Genomic DNA, 13,961 nt, shown 5'->3' with positions numbered 1-13,961 from the left:
ACAATAGAATGAGAAAAATCTTTGTGGCGTATCTTGTTTATCTTCTAAACGGGAAGACTATTTTTTCTCTTCTGTTTCTTTTTTTGTGCTTAGCAATGACTCGTATCTTCCTTGTTTCTGATTTGTCGATCGAGAATAATGTCAACCTTATGGATTATCTAGTTTATTCTTTAGCTGGCATTAAATCTCCTGATCACCTTATTAGAATGGTTGGTTGGTTAGCGAATTTATTACCTATTTTAATTTGTATAAACTCTCTAATGAGTGTTTTCTCTAAATACGATCAACTGGTATTGTTAAGAATTCATCGGTGGTCACATATGCTCATTTGTAAAGCAAGTGCTATTACTTTCTTTATTCTTCTCTATACTTTTTCTCTGTTTATCTTACATATGTTGGTTGGTTCCCTATTTTTCGAGGTTCATCTTAACCGAGAATTCATTCTAAATATTACAGGTAGCTATCTTATTCTCGTTTCTGGCCTCATGACATTATGTGCAATCGCGATTTTGGGAACTTATCTATTTCAAAAAAATCAGATCTTTTATTTATTGTATACGGTTTTACTAGTTATTTTGTGTATATTTCGAACATATGAATGGATCCCACGTTGGTTGTCACCTATTCATTATTCCTCCTTCGCACAATTGAATACTAGTGAGCTAGTATTATTCTATCATTGTTTCAATCTGCTTATCATCTTGCTTTGTTCCATGGTGACCTTGCTCATAAGTTATAAGCAAGGATAGGAGAAACAGCCCAATATACTTCGTTGGTTGTTTCTTATTCACATGCAATCCCATCTCGATCACCATCCAAATCTAAATGATATCCAAGGTCTTCTTTGTATAGGGGAGTGACCCCTGCTTCTTTAGCTTCCGCACAACTCCCATAAATAACATTGTCTTCTGAGTCCGCGTGAAATCCATCCTCTGAAACGTAATCATCTATACTCCAGATACCTATCCCTTCTTGCCTTGCTTGTTTTTCCGCCATCTTCATTTCTTCTTGATGTGTATAAGGAGGATCATATTCGTAGGCATATCTCGCTAAACCTTCTTTTAATAGCAATTTATTGAAGTTTTCTCCATCTATCCATACATAACCTAATAATCGATTATATTTATCGCGTTGTGGACCGTCAAATTCAATTTGGATTTGCTGATTTGATAACAAATTCTCCGTGAATCGTGATGCTTCTTCACCAAATGGCTGAACGGGAAGGTCGGGATGCTTCGTTTCTGGTGTATCCACAAGAAGAAGCCGCATCGTCTCTTCCTCTCCATTTATTTCTATTTTTAATGTATCCCCATCAACAACTCGTAAGACTGATGCGGTTACTAAGTTTTCTTCCTTATTTGTTACATGATTAGTTTGAACAGTTGATTGATCTACGGACATACCACATCCAGTAAGCAGGCATAAAAGTGTAATCAAACAAATGATTGTCTTTCGAAAGATCATGAGTTCCCTCCATGTTGTTTATATTCCTTAACAGTGTACTATAGAAAATAATTCCAGACAATGGCAAACCGAACAATTATGCGTTTGTCATAATGTGAAAAATTTGTGAAGCTTGATATAAGTCACTATAAAAAATAGATTTTTGGTATATACTAGTAATAGAAACACATATGAAAGGGAGTAATAATTATGAAAAAGTGGACTTTATTACTAGTATCAAGCCTATTTCTAGTATTACTACTTGCAGCTTGCGGTGGCGGTGAAGAAGATAATAAAACTGACACAAATGAATCAGCTTCAAGTGAGAATGGTGAAGTAGTAGATATAAAAGCATCTAATTGGGAATTTGACAAAGAAGAATACACAGTTCCAGCAGGAGAAGTAACTGTCCAACTTACAAGTGAAGATGGGTACCATGGAATTTCGATCGATAATACAGATATCGCAATAGAAAATGAGGGCACAGCTACTGCAAACTTAGAAGCAGGTGAATATACTATTCGTTGTAGCATCCCTTGTGGAACAGGTCATGACGAAATGGTAGCAACATTAGTTGTCCAATAATTTTTTGAACCGGGCTATATGCTCGGTTATTTTTTTGGTAAATAGTAGAATAGAAAGGTCAGAGAATTATGGTAAAATAGATTAGTGGATATACACTGAAATAAAGGAAGAGTGAAATGAAAAAATTTGAAATCGGTATCTATTCATTAGCAGAAATATTAGAGGATCCATTCAGCCGTTATATTCCTAGCTTTAGTCAAAAAATAAACGAAATGATTCAGATGGCTGATTATGCAGATAAACTTGGACTTGATTTGTTTGGGGTTGGTGAGCACCATCGTCTTGACTATGCGGTTTCCTCACCTCAAGTCGTCCTATCATCCATTGCGCAAAGAACAAAACAAATTAAACTCACTGCACTCACATCCTTACTAAATACAGCTGATCCAGTTCGACTTTTTGAGGATTTTGCAACACTCGATCTTTTGTCGGATGGTCGTGTTGAATTTACTGCAGGAAGAGGAGCGTTTGTCGAGGCATTCCCTTTGTTTGGATATGATGAAGCAAAATATGATGAACTGTTTGAGGAACATTTACAGCTATTTCTTACTTTAAATGAAGAAAAACGCGTGACATGGGAAGGTCAATTTCGACCAGCATTACAGGATGCAGAGATCTCGCCTAGACCGAAGCAAGCGAAACTACCAATTTCAATTGGGGTTGGTGGAACGATAGAGAGTGCTCAACGAGCAGGGCAGAATGGCTGTGGTTTAACCGTTGTGATGATTGGTGGGATAGTTAAAAAATATCTACCATTAATCGAAACATATAAACAATCATTTCAAGGAAATTCACCATATATCTCGATTGCAGCTCATACTTTTATTAGAGAAACAGAGGCAGAAATTGAAAAGGAATTTTACCAATACTATGGGAAATATTGGAGCCATCTCACTAGTCACGGAATTGGAGGAGCGATGGGGGTTGCGAGAACAGATATGGCATACATAACAAGTGAACAATCTACACTTTTAGTTGGAACACCTGCACAAATTATTAGAAAGATCCATTATCAAAGAGAGCTGTTTGGTCATCATCGTTTTTTGGCTCAAGTCGATTTCGGTGGACTGCCTATTGAAAAAGTGAAAAAAACAATTCATTTACTTGCAACAGAAGTAGCACCTGCGATCAATAATTCCTTCTAGTATAAAAGAATTTGGTGTGATAAGATATAATGAATGAAAGCGTTTGAAAGAAGGGGGTCTTTGATGTATTATAATAAAATTCGTATACCACTTTTAACGATATTAGTTATTTTAATGATTCTTGATTTGACTGGGGTAATTTATATTCCTGGGATAGTTATTTTTATTATTGCATTTGCTTTAATTGCTTATAATATTTATATCAGAAGAAATATTTCGAGACAACATCAGAAAAAGAATTAATCTAGGTTAGAGTAAGATCCGATTTCATTAGTCGGATCTTTTTTTATTTGAAGCAGTAGAGCTATAAGAGGCGTTTGAACATGTGTCTTTACAGATGTAATATAATGTGTATAATGAAAATGATGTGAAGAAAAATGAGGGGGAGCTAAATGAATAAAAAAGAAAAAATGTGGGGACTTATCATTCTATTTATCGTATTTCTAGGATATTTTCTCCCATATACCTTATTTTCTAATATAGAAAAATGGTATGGTAGTTTTTTGTTATGGACTATTCTTGCAATAATAGTTATTATCATCAATTATATCTTGACAAAAGAGTGGGGTGATGAAGAGTGAGCACAACAATGGTTTGGATCACCATTACCCTCCACATTTTAATTGGAATATTTATTGCTTTCCTATCTAGAGTAGGAAAACAAAACAGTATGGCTGGCTATTTTCTCGGTGACCGGAAGCTAAATGGTTTTGTTTCTGCACTTAGTTATAGTGCAACAACCTATAGTGCTTTCATGCTAGTAGGTCTTGCAGGATTAACCTACAATGGTGGCGTTGGAGCATTTGGATTTGAGATTATTTATTTCATGGGTGTTTCTTTGGTGGCTATTTTTGGCCCACGCTTTTGGTTAGTTGGAAAAAAATATGGCTATGTGACACCATCAGAAATGCTAGGTGATCGCTACCAAAATAAATGGGTAGCAATTGTGACAGCTTTATCCAGCTGCTTATTCTTAATTCCATATAGTGCAGTACAACTTACAGGGATTGGCTATTTATTAGAAGGGGTAACAAGTGGTGCAATTTCCTATACAACAGGCGTTATTATCGCAACCATTTTAGCATTAGTTTTCACATATATTGCGGGAATTCGCTCAGTTGCTTGGACTGATTCATTACAATCGTTAATTATGATCATCGCGTCTACTATTGTGGTTTTATTGATTATAGATGGATTAGGGGGCTGGAATGGATTTTTTGACTCCATTGAAAAGACAAAACCAGAAGCCTTAGCGGTACCAGGAAATGGATTTTTTAACTTTTGGACATTTTTAGGTTTAACTATTCCTTGGTTTTTCTTTAGTATTTCTAATCCACAGGTAAGTCAGCGGTTATTTATGCCATCATCGATGAAAAGTATGCGACATATGCTACTAGGCTTTTTAATTTTTGGATTTATTTATACGATTGTATCTGTTGTATGGGGATTATCTGCGACAGTTCTTTTTCCAGAATTAGATAATGCCGATTTAGCAACACCAATGCTGTTATCATCCGAATTGGTTCCAGATCTCCTAGGCGTTATTGTCATGGTAGGAATATTAGCAGCGGCTATCTCGACCATTGATTCGATTTTATTGACACTCTCTTCCTTATTTTCTAGGGATGTATATCGTAATATTATGAAGCATAAACAAACAACAGACCAAAAACAATTGCAAATAGGAAAAATTGTAATACCTATAATTGCAATTCTGGCCTATTTATTTGCACAATTACAACTAGATTTAATTGCCGTATTATCAGTAGCATCTTCTGCTGGTTTAATTGTTGTAGTGCCAGGAATTATCGGCGCATTCTTTTGGAGAAAAGGAACAGCAAGTGGTGTGATTATAAGTGTTATCATAGGAAGTATTTTTGTGATTATTCTTGAAGCCTTTCAACTTTTACCTTTAGGCTTGAAGTCAGGTATTTGGGGGATTATTATTTCTACTATTCTCTTTATTAGCACAAGTTTCATAACCAAAGCCCCTGAAGACAAAGCCAATGAATTTATCGATTATTTACAGGTTAAGTTGAAGAAAAACTCTAGATAAATCCAAAGAAGTGCTAATTTTTCCCTTTTAAATAGTTTTAAAACATGTATTGATAATACGCAATTAATGTCGATATAACTATTTAGAAGGGGAGGAAACAGCTTGAAAAAACTGAAGTGGAAATCTAGTGTATCAACTAAATTAATCTCATTAATTACCGTTATCGTTGCCATAACAGGAATTGTCATTGGAATATTTAGTTATAATGTAGCAAAAGCTCAATTAGTAGAATCAGGAGAAAGTGAATTAAGGAAGATAACAGATGGGGCATATTCCATTCTAGAATTATTAAATCAAGAAGTGGAAGAGGGAAGATTAAGCTTAGAAGAAGCGAAGGATGAGGCTCGTCTCCTATTAAATGGACCAGAAAATAATAAGCAAGAATATGACTATTCTCAAACAAATTTTGTTTATAAAAACAATGGATATGTTCTAGCTTATGATGAAGAGCTTGTCTTGCAATTACATCCTACCGAAATAGGTAGCGAGCCTGCTGATGATTTAAATCGGAGTAATCGCGCATCACTTGTAAAAGCAGGTAAAGCATCAGAACCTGATGATAGAATTGCTGAATACAGTGATCTCCAAGAGGATGGAAGCTATAAAGACAAAACAGCTTATATGAGATATTTTGAGCCATGGGATTGGACTATAGGTGTTGCTGTGTATCAGGATGAGTTTTATGAAGGGTTACATCAATTATTCTTGGTTATTATTAGTAGTGTTGTCGTAATTATCGTTATTAGTGCTATTATTTTTTATTTGTTAACAAGAAAAAAATTAGTATCTCTTACAATGGTGGCAGATGTTGCCACATCCATTGCAGAAGGTAATATTAAAAAGACAAATTTAAAAGAGTCTCAGGACGAAATAGGCTTACTTGCTGCAGCATTTAATAAAATGTCTGATCAATTAACTACATTAGTAACAAATGTTCACCAATCAAGTGATCAATTACTTGATGCAGCAACAGATTTATCAGCAATCTCGGAACAAACCTCTGCAAGCAGTGAGGAAGTTGGAAATGCGATGGAGGAAATCTCTCGAGGCACTCAAGAACAAGCAAATGATTTAGAGGATATTAGTTATAGAGTAGATCTATTATCACAAGCCGTGCAAAAAATGCAAGGCGAAACCACTAAGGTGGATACGATCACTACAGAGACAGAAGAGCTATCAAGTAATGGCCAAGAAATCGTCTCAAAATTACAGAAATCAAATAGTGAAGCCGTTCATGCATCTAGGGCAATTGCAGAAGATATCCAACAATTGAATCAAAAAGTTACAAAGATTACATCTGTTATGGATACGATAGAGCATATTGCGGAAGAAACGAACTTACTGGCACTAAATGCAAGTATTGAAGCAGCAAGAGCGGGGGAACACGGTAAAGGATTCTCTGTAGTCGCTGATGAAATCAGAAAGCTTGCAGAACAGTCTAAGGATGCGACACACCAAGTACAACAGGTTGTTTCAACCATTGTTGCAGAAACTGATAAAACCGTTGAGGCTGTTCGGAGTAACGTCCAGAGTTCAGAAGGGTTAAACAACGATGTGGAGGAAACAGAGGGTATCTTTGTGGACTTACAGCAAGCTGTTAAGGAAATTGTGGCAGCAATCGGTTCTGTTAAGACAGAGATGGATCAGATTACGAACGAAGTAGAAAAAATGAATGAAAATATTGAAAGTGTATCCAGTGTATCTGAAGAAACAGCTGCGTCTGTGGAGGAGATCACTTCATCCGTTGACGAGCAGATAAACGCGATTGCCAATGTGGCAAAATCAGCAGAAAACTTAACAGGGTTAAACCAAGATCTTAGTAACATTATTAACCGTTATACCATTTCCAAATGATGAGTGCAGATTGAATCATCATCTATAATCACGTAAAATAGAATCATTATAGCATGTAATGAGGTGAGATGATGGCAGGGATTAAATTTGAAATCGTGGAGAACATTGCTGTATTAGCTGAATCACCTTCTGGTTGGACGAAGGAAGTGAATTTGATCAGCTGGAATGACCGCGAGCCTAAATATGACATAAGAGATTGGTCACCAGATCATGAAAAAATGGGTAAAGGTATTACGTTAACAATGGAAGAATGGAAAGCATTAAAAGACTTTATGGTCGAGTCAAATTAAAAAAGCTTGATATGAGGTGCTAGACACTCATATCAAGCTTTTTCACTATCATCAAATTTTCCAATTCGATATTCCCAAAACCTCTAAAAAAGTTTGTTAGATTTCCTTACAGAAAACATGACGTTAAATGTTCGTAAATAGTAGGATGGTAAATAACAAAAGATGTTAAATGATTTAACATAAAAAAGGGGATATGAAAAATGGCGACATTAGCACCAGATAGAACGAAGGTTCACAAGACCAACTTAGAGATGATCAAGGATCAAATCGAGAAAAGACATGTAGAACTATTACATCTACAATTTGTCGATATTGAAGGTTCCTTAAAACAAGTAACCGTCACTTCGGAGCAATTAGGTGACGTGGTTGAAGGAAAAACAATGTTTGACGGTTCCTCTATTAAAGGATTCACTCCAATTAACAAATCAGATCTGTATTTATTACCAGATTTAAATACATTTGCTGTATTACCATGGACAGAGGAAGACGGATATGCAGAGGCAAGATTTTTATGTAGTGTGACGAACCCAGATGGAACTCCCTTTGAAGGAGATCCCCGTACGATTCTAAAAAATACTGTAGATAAGGCGAATGAGAAGAATTTTTCTATTCAGGTAGGTCCTGAGCTTGAATTTTTCTTATTTGAAACAGATGCCAAAGGAGACCCTACCAACAGAGTGGCCGATCAAGGGGGTTATTTTGAACCGGCACCATATGATTTAGGAGAAAAAGTACGCTTGGAAATTTATCGAACATTGAAAAAAATGGGCTTTGTAATTGAAGCTTCCCATCACGAAGTAGCCATTGGTCAACATGAGATTAACTTTAAATATGCCGATGCACTGACCACTGCTGATAATGCAACGACATTTAAATGGGTAGTAAAAACAATTGCTCAGCAATTTGGTCTTAGAGCTACATTTATGCCAAAGCCTATCTTTGGTGAAAACGGAAATGGAATGCATGTAAATATCTCCTTATTTGATCAAAAAGCTGGGAAAAATGCTTTTTTCGATGAAAAGGACTCAAGACAATTGTCAGAAGAAGCTTATCAATTTATTGCAGGGCTTTTGACACATGTTTCTTCCTTTGCGGTATTTACTAATCCACTTGTAAATTCTTATAAAAGGCTTGTTCCGGGTTATGAGGCACCATGCTATATCGCATGGTCTGCTTCCAATCGTTCTGCATTAGTTCGTATCCCAGCAACCCGTGGTGCTGGAACACGTGTCGAAATTAGATGCCCAGATCCATCAGCAAATCCATACTATGCTTTCGCAGCTATTGCACAATCTGGTATTAACGGAATAGAGAAAGAAATGAACGCACCTGCAGAAATAGTCGACGATATTTTTAGTATGGACGACGATGAAAGAATCCTACGAGGCATTCAGAATCTACCAACAACCTTAGGTGAATCCATTCGAGCATTAGTTGATGGTGAAATAGGTAAACAAGTGCTTGGAGAATACGCATTAAAGGAATACCTTTCACTAAAACAAGAAGAATGGAACAGTTATCGTACCGCTGTGACCGATTGGGAGTTGGCAAGCTATCAAAGTAAATTCTAATTATTCGCTTAATTATATACTTTTAGTTGATATACAACCCGAACTTTAAAAAGGTCCGGGTTGTTTTTTTGATAAGCGTTCTACAACGGATTGAATTCCTATAAAACTCGTATTCTTTTCAATTAATTTAGAAAATCGATATAATTCAATTATAGGTGAATGTATAGTGAGGTGTTTAAAATGGATCCTTTAGATATCATGCTTGATATGGAACGAGTTAAACCATATTATCAACCAGTGTTTAGTGCTGATAGTCATGAGGTCGTCGGCTACCAAGTACTTGGTTATTTAGAAACAGAGAGAAAAAGAGAAAGTATTCGTGCCTTCTTTCAGGACCAAAATGTCCCTGATGAATTCAAAGTAGATATGGATCGACATATTCATCGAAGAGCATTAGATATATATCTGAAGCATAATGTGGATGCAAGTATTTTCCTCATTGTCCATCAAAGCTATTTAACAAAAACAGAGGAAGAAAAGGACTTTGTTCAAGAGCTGATTTCTTATCAAGAAAAGGGATTGGATTTATCCAAGGTTATTTTAGAAATTGTTGAACAAGAATCAGTAGAGGAAATGGATAACCTATCAAACTCATTAAAATATTTAAAAACCTTTGGCGTCAAAATTGCGATTAATGATGCCGGAAGGGGTTCAAGCAATATGGATCGTATTAGCACACTTGAACCAGATATTATCAAAATAAACCTAGCTTCCTTACTAGACCAATCACTTTCTGTTAACTATCAGCATACCATTTACTCCTTATCTATCTTAGCAAGAAGAGTGGGAGCAGAACTGTTATTTGATGGAATAGAATCTAACTATCATTTTCATTATGCATGGCGAAATAACGGAAGATACTACCAGGGCCCATTTCTATCGACCCCGAGTGAAGCTTTTATAAGGAGAGACCTTTTAAAAACTAGGTTTAGAAAGGATATCCAACAATTTATCTATATTGAAAGATCAAAAATTAATGCAAAATATCAGTTAACCGAAACATTAAATGAAAAATTACAGCAAAATATTAAAATGTTAAGTTTAGAAAAGAACCTAGAGGAAGAGATTGATCGTTTTATTACCAATTGGGACGAGATGTTTTTCCGTATTTATGTGACAGATGCAGATGGCTTTCAAAAAACCGCTAACTATATTTATACCAAGGATGCTTGGAGACAGGATCTTACAGTGAAGGGAAAAAACTGGAGTTGGCGACCATACTTTATTGAAAATGTCATTCGAATGAATCATGATCAAACGGGGATACTTTCAGACATCTATAATGATATCGAAACAGGAGAAAGAATTCGTACATTTTCTTATCCTATCGACGAAAATTTATACGTATTTATGGATATTTCACCAATGTATTTAGACGAGCATGAGGATTTATTATGGTAATTATGAAAGGAGGTCTCTAATTGAAAACAGCTATGGTCATTGTAAACCCGAGTTCTGGTTCCGAAGAAAGTGAGAATTATCGTAATAAAGTGCTAGATAAATTACAGAATAAGGGGTATAGAGTGACTAGTAGAATCACACAAAAAGTAAGGGATGCGGTTCATTTTGCGCAGGAAGCTTGTGAGAGTAACTTGGATCTTATCGTAATCATGGGAGGAGATGGTACAATAAATGAAGTGATCAACGGAATTGCTCCAACTAATCATTATCCGACATTACTCATTATTCCATTTGGTACAGTGAATAATTTTGCAAAAGCATTAGAACTTCCTCTAAACCCAGATGAAGCTATTGAAATAATAGAAAAAGGTCAATTCCAAAATGTCGATATTGGCAAAGTTAATGATCAGTATTTTATGAACTTAATCAACTTAGGTGTGATAGCAGAAGCAACCTATTCTGTAACTGCTGAGCAAAAATCGAAATATGGATCTTTTGCCTATTTTATCGAAGGTGTAAAGAAGTTTTCCGAAAAAGACGTATTTCGAGTACAAATAGAAACAGATATAGACACCTTGGACACTGATGCGATGTTTGTATTAGTGGCGGTGACAGACACCTTCGCTGGCTGGAAAAATATGATCAAGGAAGCGGAAATAGACGATGGATATTTGCATCTATTCATTTTTAAAGAATTAACAAGTATAAAAAGCATAGCAATGATTGCAAAATTAATGAGTGGTTCGTTAAAGGAACAAAACAATGTCATTTATAGGAAAGCTAAGGAAGCAATCATCCAGACTAATACAACGAAAGTGATAAATGTTGATGGCGATGAAGGGGAAGAAACTCCATTAAAAATAAGAATTCTTCCAAGCCGTTTACGGGTAATGGTATAACCATTACCCCTTTTTATACGTTAGGAAAATATAAAATTTTTGTAGGAAGGAATGCGATGAAGCAAAAATTTTGAAGTCCAAAGTATAAGAAAAGCTAACGCATCCGCTAAAGGACGAGCGAATGCAAGTTTTTCTTATGTAGTAGTGCAAAAAAGTGATAATTTTACTCAAAAGTGCTAATTTATTAGATCCTTATATAATAACTAGTTGTGATTGTATACAAAAATTTATTATTGCAGGAAAAATTCCAACATAATATATTATCCATATAGTTTGGAGGTGAAAGCAAGTCTTCATTCCACCCTTTTCCTCACACTATTCGTAAGTGCTTACATTTGTGATAGAATTATTCAAGTGAGGTGAAGAATATGAGAGATAAAAAAATTTTCTCCAATATGAAAAAATGGTTTTCCTATCGTTGGCAGAGCAATTATTTTCGGAAAAGCTTTCTATTAATTTTATTTATTACTTCTATTCCAGGAATTATTTCAGGTATTGCTATTTATACATTCGGATTAAGCTCTACCGAAAAAGAGTTGCGTAAAGTACATGTAGAGGAGATTGATGATCGTGCTCAAAATATTGATACACAATTTAGTTACTTGGAAGAGTCCTTAACCTATTGGGCATTTGATCCAAGTTTTAATTATCAACTAATTACCACTGATTTTGTTTATGAGTTCCAAAAAACAAGAGAAATTATGCAGAAGTTAATGATCCTTGAAGGAAGCCAGCCACTTATTGGTGAGGTGGAATTATTTGTGGAAACAAAGGAAGGCCCTGTTTTATTCACACCTTACATAGAATACATAAAGGATGAAAAGGAACAAGAGGGCTATCATTCCTTATTAAAAACATCAAAAAATATAACTTGGGATCATACGGAAGACTTTTTTCAACATACAGGATATCGAAATAACTTAATATTAACCCACCAAATACCAGGGGTGATTAATAATCCTTTTGGTGCCATCGTTGTTACAATAGATGATAAAAGTCTTGTTCGTACACTAGAGACACTAACCCCATACAGCAACGGAGTAACAATGTTAATCAATGAAGAGAATGAATTACTTCTATCGACAGAAGGATCCTCAGATAAGGAATTCACAAAAGAATTAATTAATGTATTTACGAATAATAATAAGATGGATCGATCATTTCAAATGGATTGGAAGGATAAAACCTATTCTGTTTCGTATGGCACCTTTGATCGAATTGGATCGAAATGGACTTACATATCAGCTGCACCTATTTCAGCAATTACAACACCTATTATCACGATTTCAAAGGTCATACTTGTCGCAAGTTTAATTGTGCTCGGATTAGCCTTTTTCTTAACCTGGTTTGCCTCAAACCGTTTGTATCAGCCTGTGAAGAATTTAGCCAGTAGTTTTACAGCAACAAGTAACTTAACCTCTAATGGAAGGAAGGATGAATTTAAGCAGATTCGAGACAGATTAGATTCTTTAACATTTGAAAGTGAACAATTGGAAAAGCGTATAAATCACCAAATACCGCAGTTAAGGCAAAATTTTCTTATTCAGCTTACTAAAGGGTATTTATATGATTTTGATGAGGATGCCTTAAGAAGAAGAATGGAAAATTATCGCTGGAAGGTCCATCATCATTCCTTTGTTTTATTAGATATCCAGCTAACAAGAGGAAATGAACATCTCCAACGAACATATGAGGATGATAGCTTGATTGCTTTTGCGATGGCAAATATTGCGGATGATATGACAGCAAAATATCTCGATCAGTACACGGTTTTAAATCAATATGATTTGACGGCAAGCCTTTTTTTGATCATTCCAGATGACATGTCGAATTGGTCAGATCAATTGAATCAATTAGCAGAGGATATTATGACAGCAATTAATCGTATTCTATCAAGCTATGTGACAATAACGATCAGTTCTGAAACAACAAGAATCAAAGATATTCCTTTTCTTTTCGAGGAAATAGGGAGGGCGAGGAGGTTTAGAGACTTCAATAACCAGAATCAGATTCTTATGTTAAATGAAGTGGAGAAAGAAGTGAAGGGACAAAAATTATTTTATCCATTTGAAACAGAAAAAGAGATCATTCAAAGCATTAGAAGAGGTAAAATTAATGAATCAGAAGAGTTGATTCGTCAATTTTTTGATGAACTTTTACACAATAGTACAAAAGAGGTAAGTGTTCATGCAGGTATTATGCAGCTTTATAGTACGATTCAACACGAAATTTTACTATCAGGAGTAGATCCTGTCGTTTTATATAAAGGACGAAATATGTATGAGGAGCTATCACAGCTTCGGGAAATGGAATGGGTAGTGAAATGGTTAATTGTACAAGTGATTGAACCATATATAACCTTTTTAGAGAATAACATGAATATGGAAATGAAAGTGATAGTAGAAAAAGTAGTTTCTTACCTTGAGGAACATTATATGGAGGATATCTCACTGGAGAGTTGTGCTGAATATGTTGATATCACGCCTTATGCCTTAAGTAAAGCATTTAAAAAGATTCATGGCGTCAATTTTATAGATTATCTTACTACGATCAGAATGGATAAAGCAAAAGAGTTATTATTGTACACGAACATGAAAATTAATGAAATATCAGAAAGTGTAGGGTATAGACATAGTTACTTTAATCGAATATTTAAAAAACATGTAGGCTTGCCACCTAGTCAATACCGAAAAACAAGAGCAAGTAGTTCTTAGGAG

Annotated in this window: 12 protein-coding genes; 11 read left to right on the top strand and 1 reads right to left on the bottom strand. The window is 35.2% G+C overall.

The features are described from left to right. Positions 1-8: 8 nt before the first annotated feature. Positions 9-749, top strand: a complete 741-nt coding sequence (locus tag DLJ74_RS20290) for a hypothetical protein (protein WP_146202437.1) — start codon at positions 9-11, stop codon at positions 747-749. A gap of 34 nt (positions 750-783) precedes the next feature. On the opposite strand, the gene DLJ74_RS13980 is transcribed toward DLJ74_RS20290, so the two are convergent. Then, entirely contained in the window at positions 784-1,464 is a 681-nt protein-coding gene (locus DLJ74_RS13980; RefSeq protein ID WP_109984934.1) for a thermonuclease family protein, read from the bottom strand. A 189-nt stretch (positions 1,465-1,653) separates the two neighbouring features. Here DLJ74_RS13980 and DLJ74_RS13975 point away from each other — a divergent pair, with 189 nt between their 5' ends. From DLJ74_RS13975 to DLJ74_RS13925, 10 genes are all read left to right on the top strand, one after another. Further along, entirely contained in the window at positions 1,654-2,028 is a 375-nt protein-coding gene (locus DLJ74_RS13975) for a cupredoxin domain-containing protein (protein ID WP_109984933.1), read from the top strand. A 116-nt stretch (positions 2,029-2,144) separates the two neighbouring features. Continuing rightward, on the top strand, positions 2,145-3,173 hold the full coding sequence (locus DLJ74_RS13970) for an LLM class flavin-dependent oxidoreductase (protein ID WP_109984932.1): 1,029 nt from the start codon (positions 2,145-2,147) through the stop codon (positions 3,171-3,173). Between the two features lie 392 nt (positions 3,174-3,565). Further along, positions 3,566-3,754, top strand: a complete 189-nt coding sequence (locus DLJ74_RS13960; protein ID WP_054860656.1) for a hypothetical protein — start codon at positions 3,566-3,568, stop codon at positions 3,752-3,754. Beyond that, positions 3,751-5,229 carry a sodium:solute symporter family protein gene (locus DLJ74_RS13955; protein WP_109984931.1) on the top strand — a complete coding sequence of 493 codons (1,479 nt, stop codon included), beginning with the start codon at positions 3,751-3,753 and terminating at the stop codon, positions 5,227-5,229. Before DLJ74_RS13960 ends, DLJ74_RS13955 begins: the two co-directional genes overlap by 4 nt. Positions 5,230-5,331: 102 nt before the next feature. Next, entirely contained in the window at positions 5,332-7,083 is a 1,752-nt protein-coding gene (locus DLJ74_RS13950; protein WP_109984930.1) for a methyl-accepting chemotaxis protein, read from the top strand. Positions 7,084-7,154: 71 nt separating this feature from the next. Further along, entirely contained in the window at positions 7,155-7,373 is a 219-nt protein-coding gene (locus tag DLJ74_RS13945; protein ID WP_054787435.1) for a YdbC family protein, read from the top strand. A gap of 200 nt (positions 7,374-7,573) precedes the next feature. Then, positions 7,574-8,944, top strand: coding sequence for a type I glutamate--ammonia ligase (gene glnA / locus DLJ74_RS13940; RefSeq protein WP_109984929.1), 1,371 nt, complete (start codon positions 7,574-7,576; stop codon positions 8,942-8,944). Positions 8,945-9,124: 180 nt separating this feature from the next. After that, positions 9,125-10,345 (top strand): EAL domain-containing protein, encoded by a 1,221-nt coding sequence (locus DLJ74_RS13935; protein ID WP_181397578.1) that lies wholly within the window; start codon positions 9,125-9,127, stop codon positions 10,343-10,345. Positions 10,346-10,365: 20 nt separating this feature from the next. Further along, positions 10,366-11,244, top strand: a complete 879-nt coding sequence (locus tag DLJ74_RS13930; protein WP_109984927.1) for a diacylglycerol/lipid kinase family protein — start codon at positions 10,366-10,368, stop codon at positions 11,242-11,244. A 368-nt stretch (positions 11,245-11,612) separates the two neighbouring features. After that, positions 11,613-13,958 (top strand): AraC family transcriptional regulator, encoded by a 2,346-nt coding sequence (locus tag DLJ74_RS13925; RefSeq protein ID WP_109984926.1) that lies wholly within the window; start codon positions 11,613-11,615, stop codon positions 13,956-13,958. The last annotated feature ends 3 nt before the right edge of the window (positions 13,959-13,961 follow it).

Source organism: Gracilibacillus dipsosauri, assembly GCF_003176895.1.
Taxonomy (GTDB): domain Bacteria; phylum Bacillota; class Bacilli; order Bacillales; family Amphibacillaceae; genus Gracilibacillus; species Gracilibacillus dipsosauri.
The sequence above is the reverse complement of the archived record's forward strand: the minus strand, read 5'-3'. Positions and strand labels throughout refer to the sequence as shown.